At 59.0% G+C, this 19,625-nt stretch carries 20 protein-coding genes; 11 read left to right on the top strand and 9 right to left on the bottom strand.

The features are described from left to right. Nucleotides 1-203 precede the first annotated feature (203 nt). The 4 genes from ACQ4N7_RS15325 (at nt 204) to ACQ4N7_RS15310 (ending at nt 4,528) form a co-directional block, all read left to right on the top strand. On the top strand, nt 204-1,682 hold the full coding sequence (locus tag ACQ4N7_RS15325; protein ID WP_430712375.1) for an alpha-amylase: 1,479 nt from the start codon (nt 204-206) through the stop codon (nt 1,680-1,682). A gap of 319 nt (nt 1,683-2,001) precedes the next feature. Then, nucleotides 2,002-3,210 (top strand): acyl-CoA dehydrogenase family protein, encoded by a 1,209-nt coding sequence (locus ACQ4N7_RS15320; protein WP_430712374.1) that lies wholly within the window; start codon nt 2,002-2,004, stop codon nt 3,208-3,210. Then, nucleotides 3,204-3,947, top strand: coding sequence for a PIG-L deacetylase family protein (locus tag ACQ4N7_RS15315; protein WP_430712373.1), 744 nt, complete (start codon nt 3,204-3,206; stop codon nt 3,945-3,947). Before ACQ4N7_RS15320 ends, ACQ4N7_RS15315 begins: the two co-directional genes overlap by 7 nt. Further along, nucleotides 3,944-4,528 (top strand): class I SAM-dependent methyltransferase, encoded by a 585-nt coding sequence (locus ACQ4N7_RS15310; protein WP_430712372.1) that lies wholly within the window; start codon nt 3,944-3,946, stop codon nt 4,526-4,528. The genes ACQ4N7_RS15315 and ACQ4N7_RS15310 overlap by 4 nt, the downstream gene beginning before the upstream one ends. Here ACQ4N7_RS15310 and ACQ4N7_RS15305 read toward each other — a convergent pair. The 5 genes from ACQ4N7_RS15305 to msrA all read right to left on the bottom strand — a co-directional run bounded on the left by ACQ4N7_RS15305 (nt 4,495) and on the right by msrA (nt 8,184). Continuing rightward, nucleotides 4,495-5,691 (bottom strand): glycosyltransferase, encoded by a 1,197-nt coding sequence (locus ACQ4N7_RS15305; RefSeq protein WP_430712371.1) that lies wholly within the window; start codon nt 5,689-5,691, stop codon nt 4,495-4,497. The genes ACQ4N7_RS15310 and ACQ4N7_RS15305 overlap by 34 nt on opposite strands. Nucleotides 5,692-6,173: 482 nt before the next feature. Further along, the gene (gene truB / locus ACQ4N7_RS15300) at nt 6,174-7,061 is read right to left on the bottom strand and encodes a tRNA pseudouridine(55) synthase TruB (RefSeq protein ID WP_430712370.1); all 888 of its coding nucleotides are present in this window, start codon (nt 7,059-7,061) and stop codon (nt 6,174-6,176) included. A gap of 55 nt (nt 7,062-7,116) precedes the next feature. Then, nucleotides 7,117-7,335 (bottom strand): DUF6887 family protein, encoded by a 219-nt coding sequence (locus tag ACQ4N7_RS15295; RefSeq protein ID WP_430712369.1) that lies wholly within the window; start codon nt 7,333-7,335, stop codon nt 7,117-7,119. After that, entirely contained in the window at nt 7,332-7,508 is a 177-nt protein-coding gene (locus ACQ4N7_RS15290; protein WP_430712368.1) for a DUF6888 family protein, read from the bottom strand. Before ACQ4N7_RS15290 ends, ACQ4N7_RS15295 begins: the two co-directional genes overlap by 4 nt. A gap of 16 nt (nt 7,509-7,524) precedes the next feature. Further along, the gene (msrA, locus tag ACQ4N7_RS15285) at nt 7,525-8,184 is read right to left on the bottom strand and encodes a peptide-methionine (S)-S-oxide reductase MsrA (protein WP_430712367.1); all 660 of its coding nucleotides are present in this window, start codon (nt 8,182-8,184) and stop codon (nt 7,525-7,527) included. Nucleotides 8,185-8,416: 232 nt separating this feature from the next. Between msrA and ACQ4N7_RS15280 the strand changes: the two genes are divergently transcribed. Beyond that, nucleotides 8,417-9,124: a GntR family transcriptional regulator gene (locus tag ACQ4N7_RS15280; RefSeq protein WP_430712399.1), complete on the top strand. Its 708-nt coding sequence runs from the start codon at nt 8,417-8,419 to the stop codon at nt 9,122-9,124. A 76-nt stretch (nt 9,125-9,200) separates the two neighbouring features. Then, entirely contained in the window at nt 9,201-9,488 is a 288-nt protein-coding gene (locus tag ACQ4N7_RS15275; RefSeq protein WP_106871097.1) for a small RNA NsiR4-regulated ssr1528 family protein, read from the top strand. Between the two features lie 124 nt (nt 9,489-9,612). On the opposite strand, the gene ACQ4N7_RS15270 is transcribed toward ACQ4N7_RS15275, so the two are convergent. From ACQ4N7_RS15270 to cysH, 3 genes are all read right to left on the bottom strand, one after another. Beyond that, nucleotides 9,613-10,356 carry an SDR family oxidoreductase gene (locus ACQ4N7_RS15270; RefSeq protein WP_430712366.1) on the bottom strand — a complete coding sequence of 248 codons (744 nt, stop codon included), beginning with the start codon at nt 10,354-10,356 and terminating at the stop codon, nt 9,613-9,615. A 201-nt stretch (nt 10,357-10,557) separates the two neighbouring features. Beyond that, nucleotides 10,558-11,214, bottom strand: coding sequence for a glutathione S-transferase N-terminal domain-containing protein (locus tag ACQ4N7_RS15265; RefSeq protein WP_430712365.1), 657 nt, complete (start codon nt 11,212-11,214; stop codon nt 10,558-10,560). A gap of 104 nt (nt 11,215-11,318) precedes the next feature. Then, nucleotides 11,319-12,086: a phosphoadenosine phosphosulfate reductase gene (cysH, locus tag ACQ4N7_RS15260; protein ID WP_430712364.1), complete on the bottom strand. Its 768-nt coding sequence runs from the start codon at nt 12,084-12,086 to the stop codon at nt 11,319-11,321. Nucleotides 12,087-12,379: 293 nt separating this feature from the next. On the opposite strand from cysH, the gene ACQ4N7_RS15255 reads away from it, so the two are divergent. From ACQ4N7_RS15255 to ACQ4N7_RS15235, 5 genes are all read left to right on the top strand, one after another. Further along, on the top strand, nt 12,380-12,964 hold the full coding sequence (locus ACQ4N7_RS15255; protein WP_430712363.1) for a TetR/AcrR family transcriptional regulator: 585 nt from the start codon (nt 12,380-12,382) through the stop codon (nt 12,962-12,964). 179 nt (nt 12,965-13,143) lie between these two features. After that, nucleotides 13,144-13,857, top strand: a complete 714-nt coding sequence (locus tag ACQ4N7_RS15250) for a Uma2 family endonuclease (RefSeq protein WP_430712362.1) — start codon at nt 13,144-13,146, stop codon at nt 13,855-13,857. Nucleotides 13,858-14,016: 159 nt separating this feature from the next. Then, on the top strand, nt 14,017-15,117 hold the full coding sequence (locus ACQ4N7_RS15245; RefSeq protein ID WP_430712361.1) for a hypothetical protein: 1,101 nt from the start codon (nt 14,017-14,019) through the stop codon (nt 15,115-15,117). Between the two features lie 236 nt (nt 15,118-15,353). Continuing rightward, nucleotides 15,354-16,289: a c-type heme family protein gene (locus ACQ4N7_RS15240; RefSeq protein WP_430712360.1), complete on the top strand. Its 936-nt coding sequence runs from the start codon at nt 15,354-15,356 to the stop codon at nt 16,287-16,289. Nucleotides 16,290-16,530: 241 nt separating this feature from the next. Beyond that, nucleotides 16,531-17,262 (top strand): toll/interleukin-1 receptor domain-containing protein, encoded by a 732-nt coding sequence (locus ACQ4N7_RS15235; RefSeq protein WP_430712359.1) that lies wholly within the window; start codon nt 16,531-16,533, stop codon nt 17,260-17,262. Between the two features lie 128 nt (nt 17,263-17,390). Here the strand turns inward: ACQ4N7_RS15235 and ACQ4N7_RS15230 are convergent, their stop codons facing one another. Beyond that, nucleotides 17,391-19,421 (bottom strand): protein kinase domain-containing protein, encoded by a 2,031-nt coding sequence (locus ACQ4N7_RS15230; RefSeq protein ID WP_430712358.1) that lies wholly within the window; start codon nt 19,419-19,421, stop codon nt 17,391-17,393. Between the last annotated feature and the right edge of the window lie 204 nt (nt 19,422-19,625).

Below are 19,625 nucleotides of genomic sequence, written 5' to 3'. Positions count from 1 at the left end.
CCCTGACACTGTTCTTTTGGTGCCCAAAAGAGAGGAAACGTCGCCTAGGGAAGAAGCAGTTGAAGGTCGAAGAGCTAAGGCTTAGTGGTAGGCAGTAACCATCCTACTTATGTTGAAATATGCCATAGGGTAGACCGAAAAAACTGAGCCAACCTGCCATAATCCCGGAATCACCATTATTTTTCCAAAAGGATTCTACGGGTATGTCAGAGCCTAACGGCGTGATGATGCAGTATTTTCATTGGTACATTGAACCCGACGGCAACCTGTGGAACGAGTTTGCTAAAAACGTAAAAGAGCTGGCCGAGGTTGGTATTACCGCCGTTTGGCTACCGCCTGCCTACAAAGGCACTGCCGGCGGCCTCGACGTAGGCTACAGCGTTTACGACCTGTATGACCTGGGCGAATTTGACCAAAAAAACAGCGTTCGCACCAAATACGGTACTAAAGAAGAGTATCTACAGGCAGTAAAAGCGGCCAAAGAATCGGGTGTTCGCGTCTATGCAGATGTGGTGTTTAACCACATGATGGGCGGCGATGAGCTAGAAGAAGTCATGGCCACCCCCATGAGCCACGAGAACCGCCACGAGCAAATTGGCGACAACCGAACGGTCAAGGTTTGGACACACTTTAAATTCCCCGGTCGCCAGGGCAAATATTCTGACATGGAATGGCACTGGTGGCATTTTGATGCCGTTGACTACGACGACAACGACCCCGACTACGACGCCGTCTACCTGTTTGAAGGTAAACAGTTTGACGAACACGTAGACCTCGAAAAAGGAGCCTTTGACTACCTGATGGGCTGCGACCTAGATATGGAGTCGGACGAGGTGCGCAACGCCCTTCAAGACTGGGGAGCCTGGTATGTTGATACCACCGATGTCGATGGCTTCCGGTTTGATGCAGTGAAGCACGTGCGGGCGGGCTTTTTTCCGCAGTGGTTGCAGCACTGTCGGCGACATGCCGGGCGCAGGCTGTTTGCCGTGGGCGAGTACTGGTCCTACGAGATTGAGGCCCTGCACCACTTTATCGATGTCACCGGGGGCGATGTGCACCTGTTCGACGCGCCGCTGCACTACAACTTCAGCGAGGCCAGCAAGGCCGGGGGCGACTACGACCTCACCACCATTTTTGACAACACCCTGGTGCAGCAGCAGCCCGCCCTCGCCGTTACCCTGGTTGACAACCACGACTCGCAGCCGCTGCAATCGCTGGAGTCGGTGGTGGAACCCTGGTTTAAACCCCTGGCCTACGCGCTAATTCTGCTGCGCCAGGATGGCTACCCCTGTATTTTTTACGCCGACTACTACGGCGCTCACTACAAAGACACCGGCAACGACGGCGGCGAGTACGAGATCTGGCTCGACAGCCACAAGTGGCTAATCGACAAGTTCTTGTATGCCCGCAGCACCTACGCCTTTGGCGATCAGTACGACTACTTTGACCACCCCAGCACCATCGGCTGGACTCGGCTCGGCACCGAAGAAAACCCCGGCGGCATGGCTGTGGTGCTGACCAACGGCGACGATGGCCGCAAGTGGATGGAGGTGGGCCAGCCCAACCGCACCTACTACGACATCACCGAGCACGTCAGCGAGCCCGTCACTACCAATGACGAGGGCTGGGCCGAGTTTAGCTGCCCGGCGGGGTCGGTTTCGGTGTGGGTGCCGAAGGAGTAGATGGGTGGATGGGTGGATGGCGGTCCCTGAGCGAAGTCGAAGGTAGCGGTCCCTGAGCGGAGTCGAAGGTAGCGGTCCCTGAGCGGAGTCGAAGGTAGCGGTCCCTGAGCGAAGTCGAAGGTAACGTCTCCCCTAGGGAGAAAGGGGTGGATGGGTAGGGGCAAATGGCAGCCCAGTGCAATAGCTTTAGCCTAATAGAGCTTTCGTCCCGGTCATCGAGCCGGGCGACGCCTTTCCTACCCCACCTTTGAATTGTCTTTGCTCAAAATGTAGAAACAGTCACTCTGAATGAACCTTTTCCAACTTTGAGCACATGGACATGTCTCTACCTCAACTGGCCACTACCCAATCGCTATCGCGGCCCCCAACGACTTCACCTTCTACAGCTACTTTAGTGCGGTTGGCGGCCCACCTGGCCGAGGGGTTTGCGCAGCAGGCTGGCCAGGTTGACCAGCCCGGTGCGTTTCCGGTAGAAGCGTTTGAGCGGCTGGCGGAGGAAGGGTTTTTGGTAGCTCCGCTGCGCCAGCCGCTGGGGGGCTGTGGCCTGGGTATCGATGCGGCGACCACTCACGACCTGCTGCGATCGATCAAGCACATTGGCCGGGGCAACCTGGCGGTAGGGCGCGTGTACGAGGGCCACGTTAACGCGTTGCAAATTATTCAAACCTTTGGCACCGCAGAGCAGGTTGAGCGCTACGGGCAGGCGGTGCGCGATCGCCACAAAATTTTCGGCGTGTGGAATGCGGAGGATGCCGAAGGTCTGAACATTGTGCCCCTGGGAGGCCAGCGCTACCGGCTGGAGGGGGCCAAGACGTTTTGCTCGGGGGCGGGCTATGTGGAGCGGCCCTTTGTCAACGGCAAGCTGCCTGACGGTCGCTGGCAGATGGCGATTGTGCCAATGGATGAGGTCAGCACCCGCTGGGATCGCGACTGGTGGCAGCCGATGGGCATGCGAGCGACCGCCAGCTACAAGATCGACTTTACCGGCGTAGAGATTGGGGCCGACGACTTGATCGGCGAGCCTGGCGACTATCTGCGGCAGCCCTGGCTCACCGCCGGAGTGGTGAGGTTTGCGGCAGTGCAGCTCGGCGGCGCGGAGGCGCTGTTTGACCTGACGCGGCAGTACTTGCAGGCCGAGCAGCGCACCGAGCACCCCTACCAGCAGTCGCGGCTGGGGCAGATGGCGATCGCCATAGAAACAGGCCAGCTTTGGCTGCGCGGGGCCGCCGACCAACTAGCCGCCTACGATCGGCAGTTCGGCGGCGATCCGCAGGTGGAGCACCCTCAGCAGGGGCAGCTCTTGGCCTACGCCAACATGATGCGCACCGCGATCGAGCAAATTTGCATGGAAACCATGCAGCTCTGCGAGCGATCGGTGGGCACGCGGGGGCTGCTGCCCAGCCACGCCATTGAGCGCGTGATTCGCGATCTGACCCTGTACCTGCGCCAGCCCGCCTACGATGCCGCGATCGCAGGCGTCGGTGCCTACGTGCTGACCCAAACTACCCCAGCCGACCGCCTATGGTAGCTAGCGTTTCCCCCCTCAGCCAGCCCGAAGCCCTGCCGCTGCGATCGCTGCCCACCGAGGCTCCGGTGCTGATAGTGGCCCCCCACCCCGACGACGAAACCCTGGCCTGCGGCGGTGCGATCGCCGCTCTGCGCGCCCAGGGGCTGCCGGTGTCGGTGCTGGTGGTCAGCGACGGCACGCGATCGCACCCGCGCTCGCGGCTCTACCCCGCACCCCGGCTGCGGCAGGTGCGCCAGGCCGAAACCCTGGCCGCTCTGGCCCAGCTGGGGGTGGCGGCCAGTCGAGTGGTCTTTTTGGGGCTTCCCGACGGCTCGGTGCCCTCGGCCTCGCTCTCCACGGCGCTGGCCCAGGCGGCGCTGGCCCAGTGTCAGCGCTACCTGGTTCAGGTGGCCCCCCGCACCCTGTTTGTGCCCTACCGCTACGACCCCCACCGCGACCACCGCGCCACCTGGAGCCTGATGCAGGCCGCGATCGCTGCCCTGCCCCAGCCGCCTCGCCTGATTGAATATCCCGTTTGGGACTGGGACCCTGAGCAGCGCCAGCCCCTGGATGCTCGCTACCGGCCCTGGCGGTTGGATATCGCCCCCTATGTAGCCCTCAAGCGCCAGGCGATCGCCTGCTACCGCTCCCAGACCACCGACCTCATCCCCGACGACCCCACCGGCTTTCGGCTGTCGCCCGAACTGATTGCCCATTTTCTCAACCCCTGGGAAGTTTTTTTGGAGCCTGTGCCATGACTAAACCCTCCCTCGGTGTCGACTTTTTTGAACAGCTTTACCAGGCCGACGCCGACCCCTGGCAGTTTGAGACCAGCCCCTACGAAGCAGCCAAGTACGCCGCCACCCTGGCCGCCCTGCCCCGGCCCCGCTACGCCTCAGCCTTTGAAATTGGCGGCTCGATTGGGGTGCTGACCGCGCAGCTGGCAACCCGCTGCGACTCACTGCTGTCGGTCGATCTATCCCCGGTGGCGCAGGCCAAAGCCATTCACCGCTGCCAAAACCTGCCCCAGGTGCGGTTTGAAATTATGAACGTGCCCCACGACTACCCCAGCGACTCCTGTGACCTGGTGCTGCTGTCTGAGGTGGGCTACTACTGGTGCTGGGCCGACCTGCACCTGGCCCAGGCGCGAATCTATGATTCTCTCAAGCCCGGCGGTCATTTGCTGCTGGTGCACTGGGTGCACGATGCCCCCAGCTATCCGCTGCGAGGCAACGATGTTCACGATGCTTTTGCCGACTTTGCCGCCACCCAGCTGCAGCATCTGCACGACGGACGCACCGAAGACTACCGGCTCGACCTGTACGAGCGCCCCGCATAAGCGACCAAAGGGGCAACCTCTAGCGATAGGGGACGGCCTGCAGCGACCGGAGCCTGGTGACGCAGCCGATACAGTCGCAGCCGCAGGTCAGCGATCGCCTTGTCGATCGCAACCGTGCCCCACTGCCGCTGCCAAAGGCCCGCCGCCTGCTGGTGCCGATCGATCTGCTGGTACAGCTCTCCCGGCGAGGACGACTGCTCTATGGCCTGTTGCAGCATCGTGATGGGCACGGCCAGCCGAGTCGCCAGCGACGCTAAGGTCGGCCGCAGCAGTGCGGGTTGGTCAGCTGAGTAGTGCCGCCAGTAGCGGCGCAGGTCGCGCCGCGCCCGCAGTTTTGCCTCCACCGCCGCCCCTGGCTCAACCCAAAATACCTGCTGGTGCTGACTGAGCTGCTGAAACTGGGCCAGGCGATCGGCGAGGCCCAGGGTAGCCCGGCCCTGCTGACGCGCCGAGGTTGTTACCCGCATTAAAAAGCTGTGGCGAACTTTTGCACCGAATGCCAGCAGCGCTTGGTGCAGCGCCACATCCTCACCGGTAGGCAAAGGGGGCAGCCCGCCCACCAGGGCGTACATCTCGTGGGTAACAGCAAAATTAGCGCCAAAAAACTGATAGTGCCTGGGGGGGCAGTCAAACGGGTCAGGGTCTAAACAGTCTTCTAGCTGCTTGATTAGATAGCGATAGCCCACAAACCGCAGGTAGGTAGCCCGCGTCTGAGCGTCAAGGGCATTTCGCTCCGCCCGCTGCGTCACCGTGCGGCCCCCAACGGCATCGGCCCCCTGCTCAAACTCGTAGAGCATAGCCGCAATCCACTGGCGATCGACCCTGCTGTCACCGTCAGTAGAGGCAATAATGCCTCGCGGCTGAGCGACCCAGCAGCGACGGCGGTAGGCTTCATCCATTAAAATTTGACGCACCCGACCAATGCAGGCTTCCTTAGGCGGCAAATGCCGATCAATTAGGTGAATTTGATGCTTGGGATGCTGGCGGGCAAATTGCCGAACGATCGCAGCCGATTCATCAGTGCAGTTATTAGTAAAAACAATCACTTCATAGTGACTTGGGAGTATAGGGCGGCCCTCAAAATTGACTTGATCGACCAGGGCGGCCAGGGTTTTAGCTAAGGTTGCGGCCTCGTCGCGCACAGGCACGACAACAGATACCAAACTCTCGGGCAGCGGCAGCTTTCGGATAATGGTTGGTGCTAAAGGAATGGAGTTTAAAACTAGTCTATGCGGCCAAACATCAGGAATTGCTTCTCCGCAATTACTTTGCATATCAATCCTTTTTAAAAGCCCCTTAAGCAAGCCTTTTAGGGCTTCTTAATGTGCAGCAATATGTTTTTTAAGAGTAAATTTACGCCATGATAGTTGGTATCTCCCTTCCGGGAGGTTTACAGGGTTTTGAAGGTTTTCCGGCTCTGCCTCAGGACAGGTAGGCCAACCGTTTTGCTGAACAATTGTTTAGGACCGGCTTTTGGCATGTGCAAGGGATGCCGATCCGAAACACCTCACCTCGATGTCCAACAATTGGCCTGCATAGGGGCACAGGCGCAGCCACACCGCTTTCCGGTGGTTACCCAACCGGGAAACAGCTAAGGCCGCATAAATGGTTTACGTCAATCTGCAATTTGCTCCAGCAGAAACCCTTAAAGCACCATCTTGGCTTTCAGAATTGGCCCTTCCTCGCGCTCTTCAAGCTGGGCGATGCCCAAAAACTCGTCGCTGGCGTCGTTTAGGATTCGGTAGGGTGTGTTGGGCGGTATCTCTACCGGGGGCGGAAACTTCTGCCCCTGCTGCCAGCGGCGAGCTAAATCTGGGGAGAGGGCGATCGCAGGCAAATGCCCCAGCGCCTCCGCAGGATCCACTAGCGCTAGACCCTGCTTTTCGCCTAAATCCGTCACGGCATCCAGCGTCAGGCTGTGGGCCGAGTCAAAGCCGCCGCTGCGGGTGCGGGTGAGGTGGGCCAGGGTAGCGCCTGTGCCGAGGCGATCGCCTAAATCCCGCGCGATCGAGCGAATGTAGGTGCCGGGGCCGCAGTCGATATCCAGCGCTAGCTCCGGCTGCGCTCCCGGCTGCCAGTGCTGCACCGTGAGGCTGTGGATCGTCACCGTGCGCGAGGGAGGCGTTACCACCCGCCCTTTGCGAGCCAGATCGTAGAGCCGCTGCCCCTGCACCTGAATGGCGCTAAAGGCGGGGGGCACCTGCTCGATAGTGCCTTCAAACTCGGGCAGGCAGGCGGTGATGTCGTCTACGGTGAGGCGATCGGCGGCCTGCTGAGTCAAAATATCGCCTTCGAGATCGTCGGTGGTGGTGGTGAGGCCAAAGCGAATGATCGCCCGGTAAGCCTTGCCCTCGGGCAGGTAGGGCAGCAGCCGCGTAGCTCGACCCACCGCAATCGGCAATACACCCTCGGCCAGGGGATCGAGCGTGCCGCCGTGGCCCACTTTTTTGACGCCTGTCAGCCGTCGCACCGCCCCCACACAGTCGTGGGAACTCATGCCCTGGGGCTTGTAGAGATTGAGGAAACCCTGCACGGCACTGATTCTAAAAGGGCGATTTCAAAGGGATGTTTTGAGGCTCCATTAGTCCTTAGTCCTTGTCTGAGGCTGAACCACCCCGAATCTGCTCAACAAATTCTGTGTAGTTTTCCACATCACCCAAAGACCGTAGCGGTGGCATCTCTACCCAGGTGGCATCGCGGTGCAGCCTATCCACATAGGCATAAAATGCGTCTTGGTCATCCCTGTGAGCCAAGACGTAGGCTTGCAGCTCCCGCTGGGTCATTGTCTGAAAGTTGGGCCGATTCACTGCACATACCTCCATGTACCGCTGGGATATATCTCAATGATATTCTCCTCGCCAGCCAGAAAGAAAACGTTACCTGTACGTTCATCTACCCGGACGATGTTGATCGGCAGATATAGCTTCGTAAACCAACAACAGAGAATAAAGCACTGTTTTTCCTGGTCAACGGTAGACATTGCTGCTCTCTAGCTCCTACTCGTTGCTGCCCCATACCTCGGCCAGACGGCGATCGCGCCCGCAGGCCGTCCGGTAGTAGTTGTACCGCAGCGGGTGCTTCAGATAGTAGTCCTGGTGGTACTCTTCGGCGGGGTAAAAGGTCTGGGCGGGTTCGATCGCGGTCACAATCGGGGTTTTCTGAAACTTGGCCTGACGGCTCAGCGCCTGCTTAGACTGCTCAGCCAGTGCCCTTTGATCGTCGCCCTCCACAAAAATTTTGGCCTGGTACTGGCTGCCTTTGTCGCAAAACTGGCCTCGATCATCCACCGGATCGACGTTCTGCCAAAAGACCTGGAGCAGCTTGTCGTAGCTCACTTGAGCAGGGTCGTAGACCACCTGCACGGCCTCGACGTGGCCAGTGCCCCCGGCAGAAACTTCGGCATAGGTGGGGTCAACCTTGGTGCCGCCGGTATAGCCTGAGGTAGTGGAGATAACGCCGTCTAGCTTGTCAAAGGGGCCTTCCATACACCAGAAGCAGCCACCCGCAAAGGTAGCGGTGGCCAGGTCTGCATCGCTCACCGCTTGAGTAGATGCGGGCATCGAATCAGCGGTGGCGTAAAAGGGCAGGGCATCCCACATCAGCCCCAGGGCAGCGAACAGCAGTAGGCCCAACAGCAGTCTGCGCATTGTTTGCATGGTTGCGTTCGTAATGTCTTCTTCTTACCAGCTTACGGCAGCGGTCTGAGATTCTCCTGAAGTCGCTTGCCATAGGAATCTTGATTGCAAGTTTTCTACAGCTAGGTAACTTTCTCAACCCTCTTTAATGACCAACTTTGTATGATTAGGAAGTATTGCCGTCGTGGCAGCCATCCGCGTCACGGCAGTTTATCGGGCCAGTGCTCAATCTGCGCCAGAGGTTCAACCGCCTGTGATTTTATCGTCTCCTCCCACCATCAACCGCAGCAAGTCGCTGTACGAGCAGGTGCACCACGCCCTGCGATCGGCGATCTTGACGGGTGCTCTTTCCCCCGGCGATCGCCTGGTTGAAACCCAGCTGGCCGAGTGGCTACAGGTCAGCCGTACCCCCCTGCGCGAGGCCCTGCGCCAGCTCCAGCAAGACGGTCTGGTCACCGCCGATGTCAGCGGTGGGCTGCGAGTGACCACCATTACCGCCGCCGATGCCGAAGATCTCTACGACTGCCGCCTGGCCCTGGAGGCGCTGGCGGTAGCGGGGGCCTGCAGCCACGCCAGCCCCGAGCAGCTGGAGGCGATCGCGAGCTGTGTGGCCAAGGCCGAGGGCGCTACCGCCAACAGCCACGGCAGCCTCTCCCCCGAAAATTTGCTCGACGTTGACTACCAGTTTCACCACTTAATTGCCGAAAGCTCGGGCAACCGGCGGCTGGTAACGCTGTTAGATAGTCTGTTCGACGCCATGGCCCTGCTGCGCATTCAAACCCTGCAGCAAAACCCCAGCGTGCTAGATATTCGCTTAGAGCACCGCCAAATTTACGAGGCTATTCTCACCCGCGACTCCGATGTGGCCGTGACGGCGATTACCGAGCACCTGCGCGCCAGCAAAACCCGCGTGGTCAAAGAAATTGAGGGCCATCAGGCGATCGCAGCGGCTAAATCCTAACGGTTTCGCACCCGTTCAGCAGCGGGGATCGCGGTCTGGTAGGATTTTGAGACTATTCACGTTAGCAGGTTTAACCATGTCTCAGACGCCTACCACCGGGGCCGATGCCGTCGATGCCGCGATCGCAGCGGGCGTTGATCTCGACGGCACCCCCATTCCCGCCGCCAAGCTCGACCTCTACCACCAGGTGATGGCCAAAGAAGCCGGGCGGCAGCGCAGCGGAGTCTCTAACTCGATGCGATCGCGCATTGTGCGCATTGGGGCCAAGCACTTCTCTAAAGATGACCTCAACGCCATGCTGCAGGCCGCCGACTTTGCCCCCCTCAAAGACAAAGAAATCGCCTACTTCTACGGCGACAAATAGCGATCCCCAGGGCTGTGAGCGCTCATTAACATCTTGATAGCGCGGTAAACCCCTGATTCTTCCTATTGGGTCAGAAGCAGGGGTAGCCCCTGATGTGTTTTGCCTGCTGGGTCAAACTCCCCGCCTAGGCTTCCGTCAGGTTGGCCTCGACCACGTTGGCGGCAAAGCTGGCGTAGGCGGCACCAAGCTGCTGGGCCGTACTGTCGGGGAACAGGTGAAATTTGCCGTCCTTCAGGGCCGTCACGATGCCCTCACCAACGAGCGCTGGCGGCTCAGCAATCTCGGCCAGACCGGCATCCTGGGCCATATCGGTGGCGATTGGGCCGGGGTGAACGCTGACGACAGCCGTACCCTGGGCACCCAGCACCTCTCGCAGCGCCTGGGTGATGGAGTAGGCAGCAGCCTTAGACGCGCTGTAGGTGGCAAAGTCAGCAAAGCTCTTGAGCGAGGCCACTGAGTTGAGCTGCACAAAGGCCCCGCCGCCATTGGCCTTGAGCACCGGAGCAAAGGCCTGGGCCATTCGCATCAGGCCAAAGACGTTCATATCAATTTCGAATTGCAGCGCGGCGATCGCATCCTCAGCCAGCGGCGCGGCCTTGCGCAGCACCCCAGCGTTGTTGACCACAATCGCCACATCGGTTGCGGTGTGGGCCGCCTGGGCGATGGTTTCGGGCTGGGCCAGGTCGAAACGGATGGGCACAACGCGATCGCCGTAGGTGGCGACCAAAGGCTGCACCGAGTCGAGGTTACGCACCGCCGCGTAGACCTTAGTGGCCCCGTGCTGCAGCAGAGATTCTGCGATCGCCTTGCCAATGCCACGGTTGGCACCCGTTACCAGAGCCGCTTTGCCGTTGATATCAAACGCCATGGAAATACCTCCAAAAAAGAAAACCGGAGACAGAGAAGAACGTAAGGCCTGGAGCTGAAACTGGGCTGAAGAAGCTGAGAAAGCGCTGAGAGTGCTGTGGTTTGGCCTCTGGTTGCTCGAATGGATAGGTGGGCAATGCCCACCCCATGAGGGGTGATGTCTCTCAGTACCAGAGGCGGAGAGGGCCGCAGAGAATAATGGCTAGGCCTTTGCCTCAGCCACGGTGCCAAACTGGCTCTTAAAGGTTGGCTGCAGCACATCCATACCCACCTGCACTGCCGGACGAGCCGCGATCGCATTTACCCAGCGCTGCACGTTGGGGAACTCGTCGAAGGTCAGCCCCATGTAGGGGGTGGTAGCTGCGCTCACCCAGGGGTAGGTGGCGATATCGGCAATGGAGTAGTCGCCCGCCAGGTAGGGAGTTTTAGCCAGCTGGCTCTCCATCACGCCCAGCAGCCGCTGCACTTCTTTTTCGTAGCGGTTGATGGCGTAGGGCAGCTGGTCGGGGGCAAAGTTGCGAAAGTGGCCGAGCTGGCCAAACATGGGGCCAACGCTCGCCATTTGAAACATCAGCCACTCGATCGCCTTGATCCGCGCCGCTGTTTCTATGGGCAGCAGCTGCCCCCCCTTTTCCGCCAGGTAGATCAAAATTGCCCCCGACTCAAACACCGCCAGGTCATTGTCGCGATCGACGATGGCCGGAATTTTGTTGTTGGGGCTGATGGCCAAAAACTCAGGGGCAAACTGCTCGTTTTTGGTAATGTCCACCGAGTGAATGGTGTAGGGCATTTCTAACTCTTCGAGCAGAATGGCCGGTTTGCGCCCGTTAGGAGTCGTAAACGTATACAGGTCAATCATGGGATCCCTTCAGAATAGGTTTTCATGTAGGGGCAAACGGCTGTTTGCCCTCATCCAGGTCATGGCGAAATTCAGAAAAATCTAGATGATCGAATCAACCGCACCTACCCCAGGTGAATGCCGCACTCCTGCTTCAGGCCGTGGAAGCGGGTGTCGCGCTCATCGAGATCGCTGGCCGTCAGCGGGCGGCTCGAATGCCAGTCGCCCACGGTGACATAGCCCTGCTCAAAGAGCGGGTGGTAGGGCAGGTCGTGGGCTTGCAGGTAGTCGTAAACGTCTTTAGAAGTCCAGTGCAGAATCGGCAAAATTTTGTGGATGCCGTGCTGCTGGCCCACCACATCGAGCGTTTTGCGGTGGTCGGTTTGCTGCGATCGCAGCCCCGCCAGCCAGGCCGTTGCGCCCAGTTCTCGCAGTGCCCGCTGCATGGGCTCGACCTTGCGAATCTGGTCGTACTGGTTGAGCGCCTCAACGCTCTCCTCAGCCCACAGCTTGCCGTAGAGGGCCTCCATGTGAGCGGGGCTGAGGGGCGACTGGTAGATCTTGAGGTTGAGATTCAGCCGCTGGGTAAGCTGGTTGGCAAAACGGTAGGTTTCCTCAGGCAGATAGCCCGTATCGACCCAAATCACGGGAATCTCGGGCACCACCTGAGTCACCAGGTGCAGCATCACCGCCGCCTGAATGCCAAAGCTGGTGCTCATCACTAAACCAGGGCCAAAGGTATCGGCAGCCCAGTCCACAAGGTTGGCAGAGGTTTGTGGGGTGGCCTCTGTCGCAGGAAAAGGCGGCTGGCCCAGGTATGGGCTAAAGGAAGGGAAACTTTGGGGCACAGCGGCCAAACGTTCCGAGCTGGACGATGGAGTAAGGGCAATCATGCAGGAGCCTCCTTCAAGGCTGCGGTTCAGGCCGGGTTGCAAAAGCCTGAGTAGAACGGTCTGTATAGCTATGATTATGTAGACAGGTCTGTCTATTGTCAATCCCTGCTCAGGGAAAATTTGATTGGGGTGCCTGTGTGATCCTCGTGGTAAAGCAGCCCGACCATCTTGCTGCACCGGCTGAAGAGATTCTGTAGGCGTAAAAACAGATGGTTTAGCGCTGTAACAGTATTGAGGGGACAACAGTTGCCAGCGCTATACTATACAGACAGACCTGTATATCGTGCACTTCCATGGCCCGCTCTTCTGCCTCACGCCCCTGCGCCCGCGATCGCATTATGGCGGCGGCCTCTGAGCTGTTTTACAAAGAGGGCGTCCACAGCGTCGGCATCGATCGCATCATTGCCAAGTCGGGGGTGGCCAAAATGTCGCTCTACAACCACTTCAAGTCAAAAGACGCCCTGATTGCCGCCTGGCTCGACGAGCAGCACCACAGCTGGCGCGAGTGGTTTCAGGCTGCGATCGCTCGCCACGCCGCAGCCTCCGGTGAACCGCCCCTGCTAGCCCTTTTCGATGCCCTGCGCGAGCGGATCGAGCAACCCAACTTTCGCGGCTGCGCCTTCATCAACTCCGCAGTGGAGCTAGTCGATGCCGAGCACCCCGGCTACCAGCTCACCCTGGCTCACCAGCAGGCGATCGCCGACTACATTCTCACCCTGGTGCAAGAAGCCAACCTGCCCAACCCTCAAGATCTAGCCCATCAGCTGCTGATTTTGATGCAGGGAGCCACCGTCGTCGCCATGATGCACGGCTGCCCCAACGCCGCCGACCAGGCCAAAGCCGCCGCCGCCGTCTTGATTGAGTCGGCCTCTCAATAAGACTCAACATTCATCCTTAGTGACATTTCTAGGATAGCTAGGATGCTCGTAGGGTGCATTCGCGCAGCAATGCACCCTGCCCAAGGTGATCCTAGGGACACCTAATTCAAAATCCCCAATGAGCACAGGTTTCTTCAGCGGGTTATCCTACCCATAAGCCCCTCTCCCCGGAGGCACCCATGACCGCCCTTTGGCCCCAGGCAATCCTCACGTATCCCAGCTCCGACGGTGAACCCGTGGCCGAAACCTACGCCCATCTTTACGCCTTGCTGATCACGCTAGAGGTGCTACGGCAGTATCTTGCGGAACGGCGGGCGACGGTACTCGCCAACCAATTTATGTACTATGCCCAGGGCTTTCCCAAACTGCGGGTGGCTCCCGACGTGATGGTGATTTTTGAGGTCGAACCCGGTGGGCGCGACAATTACAAAATTTGGGAGGAGGGGCAGGTTCCGGCGGTGATCTTTGAAATGACCTCCGCCAGCACCCGCCGCCAGGACGAAGTTGAGAAAAAGACTCTCTACGAAGGGCTGGGGGTGCAAGAATACTGGCTCTTCGACCCCAAAGGCGAATGGATTGCCGAGCAGCTCAAGGGCTACCGCCTGCGAGACGAGGTCTACGAACCGATCGCAGACAGCTGTAGCGAACCCCTGGGCTTGCGTTTGGAAACTGATGGTGGACTAATTGCCTTCTACCAGCAAGATACTGGCGACAAGCTGCTGATTCCCGATGAGCTGGCCGTAGCCCTCAGGCAGGAAGCCTTGCGGCGACAGCAGGCCGAACAACAAGCAGCGGCGGCGGAACGAAGAGCAGCGGTAGCAGAACAAGAATTAGACGCTTTGAAGACAAGTTTGCGCGATCGCGGCATCGACCCCGACACTCTGCTCGGCTAAATTCCTCCCTCTCATGAAAACTAATCTGACTCTCCAGAAAGCCAGCCCGTCGCGGTGAAGGACTCTGTGGCGCGGTAGCCTAGTCCAGGCCTGTACGCCAAGAAGCGACCTTGGGGCATCCTAAACCAGACCGTCCTTATTTGATCACGACACAACGTTATGGTGGCTCGCACATTTGGTTGCTTTGGCTCTGCAGTGGTTACCGTGGCCGGGCTGACTGGGCTCACGTGGGTGCTCAACCTGCCCTACCCCATGATTCGCTGGCCCGTGGCTAAGACAGCCCCGCTGATTTTGCTGCCCAGCTACATCAAAATGGATCACGACTACCGGCAGGCGGTGTCGCTAGTGGCCCAGGCCGACCAGCTGGTAAACCAGGCCACCTCCGCCAGCGATATCGAGCTGGGTGAAACAAAAGTTACCCAGGCTCAGGAGCATTTAGACGGGCTACCCGTGTGGTTTTTGGGCTACTACCCCACGGCCTATTGCGGGTTCGTCGGCTGCCGGTGGCAGTTTACCCTAGACGAATTTGAGACCGCCCGCTCCGAAATTGGCCGTATGGAGGCGGTGGTGTTTCAGGAGCGCAACGCCCAAAACCTGCTGCAAGAAGGCACCACCGCCGTTGAGGAGGCGCAGCAGGCCTTTCAAACCGCCCAGTCTGGAGCCGATCGCGCCACTGCCCTAACCACCTGGCAGCGCGGCATGGACAAGCTCAACGAAATTCCGCCCGAAACGCTGGCCGGGCGGCAGTCGGCCACCAAGCTGGAGGCCTACGAGCGCGACTACCAGCAGGTGACGGGTACTGTTGCCGGGGGCGATCGCTCGAATACCCTTGTCGATGCCGCCAGAGCCTTTGCCTACCAGGCAGCGCTCGCCGCACAAAATCCGCCCCATCCGGCCACCACCTGGGAGCGCGCAGCGGGATTGTGGGAAACCGCGATCGCCCGGCTCGAAGACATTCCCGCTCAAGATCCTGGCTACAGCCAGGCCCAGGTTTTGCTGGCCGAATACCAGGCCAATCTCGGCATTATTCAAGAGAATGCCGCCCGAGAAGAAGCCTCTGCCCAGGCCCTGGATAGCGCGATCGAGAAAAATACCCGCATGCTGGCCCAAAACCTGGAAGGTATGGATCGCAACCAGATCGCCAGCCTAATGCAGGACATCATCAACGACCTGGAGAAGGTGCAGCCTGGCACGACCAGCTACCCCAGAGCCAGCGACTTGCTCAAGTCTGCCAATCAAAAACTGGCCCAGCTCAAGTAGCTCAAGGCAGCCAGCCTGACGATGCGGCGATCGCGCTAAAGAGCAAGCGTGATGAACTGTTACTGATGCTCTATTGGTAGCAATATTTACTCTAAAATCGGCAGAAGCGGTTCTGCAAACGCACAGCCTGGGCATCGCTGAATGTTGCCCTTCTTTGAAAACCGCTTTGCATCTCCGGAAGCAGGCTTTTTAAGGGTGTATTTAATCTCGGAACTCACCACCACAATCGCCACCCCATGCTGAAGCTCGACAACCTGCAACTCGGCCAAAAATTTACCCTGCTGCTGCTGCTCGTCTTTCTAGGTGGCATCATCGCCAGCAGCATTGCCCTGTCCTCGGTGCTCAACCACAACGCCCAGGCGCAGCTGACGACCAAAGCACTGATGCTGATGGAAACCATGAACTCGGTGCGCGACTACACCACCAACCAGGTCAACCCAGAACTGGTCGATCGCCTCAGCACCGAATTTTTGCCCGAAACCGTGCCTGCCTACTCGGCCCGTGAGGTGTTTGAAACCTTTCGCGGCAACCCCATCTATGCCGATTTCTTCTACAAAGAAGCCACGCTCAACCCCACCAATTTAAGAGACAAAGCCGATGGCTTTGAGGCACAGCTAGTCGAGCAGTTTAAGCAGCAAAGTACGGCTCAGGAAACGAGCGGATTTCGGCGCACCCCAGCGGGCGATCTCTACTACATTGCTCGACCGATCAAAATTACGAAGGCGAGCTGTTTAGAGTGCCACAGCACCCCCGCCGCCGCCCCCGCCAGCATGATCGAGCGCTACGGCAGCAGCAATGGCTTTGGCTGGAATTTGGATGAAATTGTGGGGGCACAAATGATTTCTGTGCCCGCCGAAAAGGTGCTCAAAAGTGCGCGCCAGTCGCTGCTGCTGATTCTGGGCATTTTTATCCTGGCGTTTGCGGTGGCGATTGTGCTGGTGAATCTCTGGCTCAAGCGCTACGTGGTGCGGCCCCTCAACCGTATGGCGCTGGCGGCAGAGGCCGCCAGCATGGGCGACCCCGGCGCAGAGTTTGTTGTTAACTCTAAAGACGAAGTGGGCAAGCTGGCCGAGGCCTTTAACCGCATGCAGATGAGTTTGCAGATGGCCATGCAGCGGTTGGAGCGCTACCGCGAAGGACGCCGCAATTCAGGCGATTTTTTGAGTAAATAGCTCATTCACTGGCCTAATTTGTGCCTAGCGCCGAATTCTGCCTATATACGCCCCGTTTGTAGGGGCATTGCAGTGCAATGCCCCTACGAGATCTCTATAAACCGAGGAGGTTCCTGGCTTTGTGGGATGGCCGTCTCGGCTGTGCGGCAGTGCAGACCGGATACAATTGGACGCAAACCCATAAAGCTAGCCGAGTTGCCCGTTGCGGTGATGAAGCCGACAAAGATGCGCTGCGGCCCCTATGACATCTTCTACCTATCAGTACGACGCGTTTATTAGCTATCGCCGCCAGGAACCCGATAAGGCCTTTGCCCGCTGGCTGCTGAAGGAGCTGAAAGCGGCGGGCTACCGTGTCGCCTTCGACGAGGTCGATTTTTCGCCAAGGGCGACGTTTTTGAATGAGATGGAGCGCTGCTGCCAGGCCAGTCGACTGGTGCTGGCAGTGATCTCGCCCCGCTACTTTGAGAGCGGCAACACCGATATGGAAGCCACCATTACGACAGTGCAGGGCATGAGCGATCGCAACAACCGCTTCATCCCCCTCATCTATGAAGAGGTGCAGCGCCCCACCTGGATGTATAGCCTGGTGGGGGTGAACTTTACCGACGAAGACCCCCTGGTGCCGCCTTTGGAGCGACTGAAGGTTGCAATGGGCGAGCCTTTGTTTGGCACAGCAGCATCTAACAGTACAACCAGTGCGCCCCCGCCGCGCCCCAGCCCGGCCTCAACCGATGAAAAGGGGCCAACGAAGGATTTGCAGGCGCGGCTGAAGCTGATGCGGCGGCTCTCGGGGTTGCCCAACCCACAGTTTGAGCAAATCGTCTTTGCCTTACAGCCCCCCGCTGGTTCAATGCCGGGGTCATCGGCTCCGCTGGGCGATCGGGTTGCCGCGCTGCTGAACTGGGCCGAGGGCACAGGCGGCTGCGGATTAGAGGATGTAGAAGCTGTCTTGGCGGCCATCCTCAACGGTTGAAGTTATAGCGATGCCATTGCTTCAAGGGTATGGAGCTTGTCCTAACCGTTCTGGCGCTGGCCAAGTAGAGTGCCATAAATAAAATCACCAGATGTAGGTTGCGGTTGCGGAACGAAACCCAACTGCCCCTACTGCATTTGCCTGCAAAACTCGTCGGCCTTCTTGCGATCGGGAATTTCGGCAGCCAGGCGAGTGACCAAATCTTGAGGCGCAAGATTGGGAAAATCAGCCAGGGTGTCGTCGATCAGATAGTTGGCCATGGGGCCAATGCAGCGAGTCAGGGTTTGCCGACAGCGGCTGAGAAATTCTGGGCTGGGGCGTTCTTCGCTAATGGGCAGGGTTGACTCTGCAAACTGGGCCGAATCTGGCTCAGGAAAATCTTGGGAATTCGCGTCTGAGCTGATGTGGCTGCCTACGGCAAGCTGAAGACGACTGACGAAATCTGTCGCCTGCCGTCCATTGGAGAGCTGGCTGGCCAAAATATCGACAAACTCTTCTGGAGTGGCCTGGGGGTACTGGTCGATCATTTCTTCGACGATGACGCTGGCCATGGGGCCAATGCAGCGGGCCAGCTCATGGCGACAGGTTTCGATAAACGAGGGATCGTGCAGCTCTGAGGCGGTGCTTGGATCGGCGGCAGTGGGCGACTCTGACCGATTGACGGCCTGCGCCCAGCTCGGCTCCACCACCAATGGAGAGCTGGGCGCAACAGCGGCGACCAGCGGCGTTAACCGCTGCACCACATCAGCCGCACTCTGAAAGCGGGCTTTTGGTTTTTGCTGTACCAGCTGGGTGAGAATACCTGCCAGGGCCGGGCTGAGGCTGACGTAAGACTGCCAGCGCCACTCTAGAGAATCCTGATCGATCAGATCGCGGGGGTAGCGGCCCGTCAGCAGCACGATCGCAGTTACCCCCAGCGCATAGAGGTCACTACAGGGGTAACACTGCCCCAGCTGAATTTGCTCGGGCGGCGAGTAGCCAAACTTGCCCACCATGGTGGCGGGCTGGGCCTCGTCGGGGGAGGTCGCCTCACCCGACAGCAGCGTGCTAATGGCATCGCTAACCAGGCCAAAGTCGATCAGCACCGGCAGGTTGCGATCGCGGCAGTACATAATGTTGTCGGGCGAAATATCGCGGTGCACAATGTTGAGCCCGTGAAGGTAGTCGAGCACCTGCAGCATCTGCATCAGCCACTGAATCACTTCGGCTTCAGAGAACTGGCTATCCTGCTGGCGGCGCTGCTTGATCAGCTGTGAGTAGGGCACGCCGTCGATGTATTCCTGCACAATGAACAGGCGATTGCGCTGGGTAAAGCAGGCCAAAAACTTGGGCACCTGGGGGTGGTCGAGCTGGTAGAGGGTTTTGGCTTCTCGCTTAAAGAGATCGAGCGCTTTTTGCAGATTGTTGGCCGTTTTTTTGGTCGGGAAAAACTCCTTCAGCACGCAGGCTTCACCAAAGCGCTGCGAGTCTTCGACCAGGTACGATCGCCCAAAGCCCCCCTGGCCCAGCACCCGCTGCACAATGTAGCGACCGCCAATTTTGCTGCCGGGGGTGACGAGCTTGCGATCGCCCACCAGATCCAGGCCGGGGTCGGGCGCATTCTCGGCAGGCGCGGGACTCGCCTCCTGGCTAGCCCTGGGCAGCGCGTGAACGTGGTAAGCGGGCACCAGTTCCTGAATATTTTTGAGCTGCAACGGCCCCGCATAGGTGACATCTAGATCAAGCCGCGACTTGACCACGTCGTAGACAATTTTAGAAATACAGAGACCGCTGGGGTGGGCTTCGGTTTGCAGACGGGCGGCGATATTGACCCCATTGCCCATCACATCCGACTGGCTAAAAAAGACATCGCCCAGGTGAATGCCAATGCGGTGCAGCAGCGCCAGGTCGCCATCTACGCTGGCATTAATGCGGGCCAGTTCTCGCTGAATCTCGAGCCCGCAGCTCACGGCCTGCACGGCGCTGGCAAAATACATCAGCAGGCCGTCACCAGTCGATTTCAGCACCTTACCTTCAAACTGCTGACAGAGCGTTTCCATCAGCGCCTGGTCGCGCTGCAGCTGGGAGAGCGTTAGTTCTTCGCGTACCGACATGCGGGCGCTAAAGCCCACCGCATCGGTCAGCATAATCGCAGCGAGGGTGCGATATCCGTGGGTCACACTCATCAGCTCTAGGGGTTACTAAGGACAGTGAAGCAGACAGCGGCCGACAGTCGCTGCCGTTGTCTACAGTTACTTTCACCCAATGCACAGCCGTTTCCTGAAGTATTCCCTGATGGCTGGCGATGCGGTAGTAAACACCCCTGATTTCTTGACATTGACCCTCAGCGCGGGGGCCAATTCGGCTTGGCTCAGCAAACAGCT

It is taken from the genome of Nodosilinea sp. AN01ver1 (assembly GCF_050565655.1).
In the GTDB taxonomy this organism is placed as follows: Bacteria; Cyanobacteriota; Cyanobacteriia; order Phormidesmidales; family Phormidesmidaceae; genus Nodosilinea.
The sequence above is the reverse complement of the archived record's forward strand: the minus strand, read 5'-3'. Positions and strand labels throughout refer to the sequence as shown.

Coding starts and splice junctions, on each gene's coding strand:
- ACQ4N7_RS15325 (WP_430712375.1), top strand. CDS start 204: ATGTCAGAGCCTAACGGCGTGATGATGCAGTATTTTCATTGGTACATT.
- ACQ4N7_RS15320 (WP_430712374.1), top strand. CDS start 2,002: ATGTCTCTACCTCAACTGGCCACTACCCAATCGCTATCGCGGCCCCCA.
- ACQ4N7_RS15315 (WP_430712373.1), top strand. CDS start 3,204: ATGGTAGCTAGCGTTTCCCCCCTCAGCCAGCCCGAAGCCCTGCCGCTG.
- ACQ4N7_RS15310 (WP_430712372.1), top strand. CDS start 3,944: ATGACTAAACCCTCCCTCGGTGTCGACTTTTTTGAACAGCTTTACCAG.
- ACQ4N7_RS15290 (WP_430712368.1), bottom strand. CDS start 7,508: ATGTCTACCGTTGACCAGGAAAAACAGTGCTTTATTCTCTGTTGTTGG.
- msrA (WP_430712367.1), bottom strand. CDS start 8,184: ATGCAAACAATGCGCAGACTGCTGTTGGGCCTACTGCTGTTCGCTGCC.
- ACQ4N7_RS15275 (WP_106871097.1), top strand. CDS start 9,201: ATGTCTCAGACGCCTACCACCGGGGCCGATGCCGTCGATGCCGCGATC.
- ACQ4N7_RS15270 (WP_430712366.1), bottom strand. CDS start 10,356: ATGGCGTTTGATATCAACGGCAAAGCGGCTCTGGTAACGGGTGCCAAC.
- ACQ4N7_RS15265 (WP_430712365.1), bottom strand. CDS start 11,214: ATGATTGACCTGTATACGTTTACGACTCCTAACGGGCGCAAACCGGCC.
- cysH (WP_430712364.1), bottom strand. CDS start 12,086: ATGATTGCCCTTACTCCATCGTCCAGCTCGGAACGTTTGGCCGCTGTG.
- ACQ4N7_RS15255 (WP_430712363.1), top strand. CDS start 12,380: ATGGCCCGCTCTTCTGCCTCACGCCCCTGCGCCCGCGATCGCATTATG.
- ACQ4N7_RS15250 (WP_430712362.1), top strand. CDS start 13,144: ATGACCGCCCTTTGGCCCCAGGCAATCCTCACGTATCCCAGCTCCGAC.
- ACQ4N7_RS15245 (WP_430712361.1), top strand. CDS start 14,017: ATGGTGGCTCGCACATTTGGTTGCTTTGGCTCTGCAGTGGTTACCGTG.
- ACQ4N7_RS15240 (WP_430712360.1), top strand. CDS start 15,354: ATGCTGAAGCTCGACAACCTGCAACTCGGCCAAAAATTTACCCTGCTG.
- ACQ4N7_RS15235 (WP_430712359.1), top strand. CDS start 16,531: ATGACATCTTCTACCTATCAGTACGACGCGTTTATTAGCTATCGCCGC.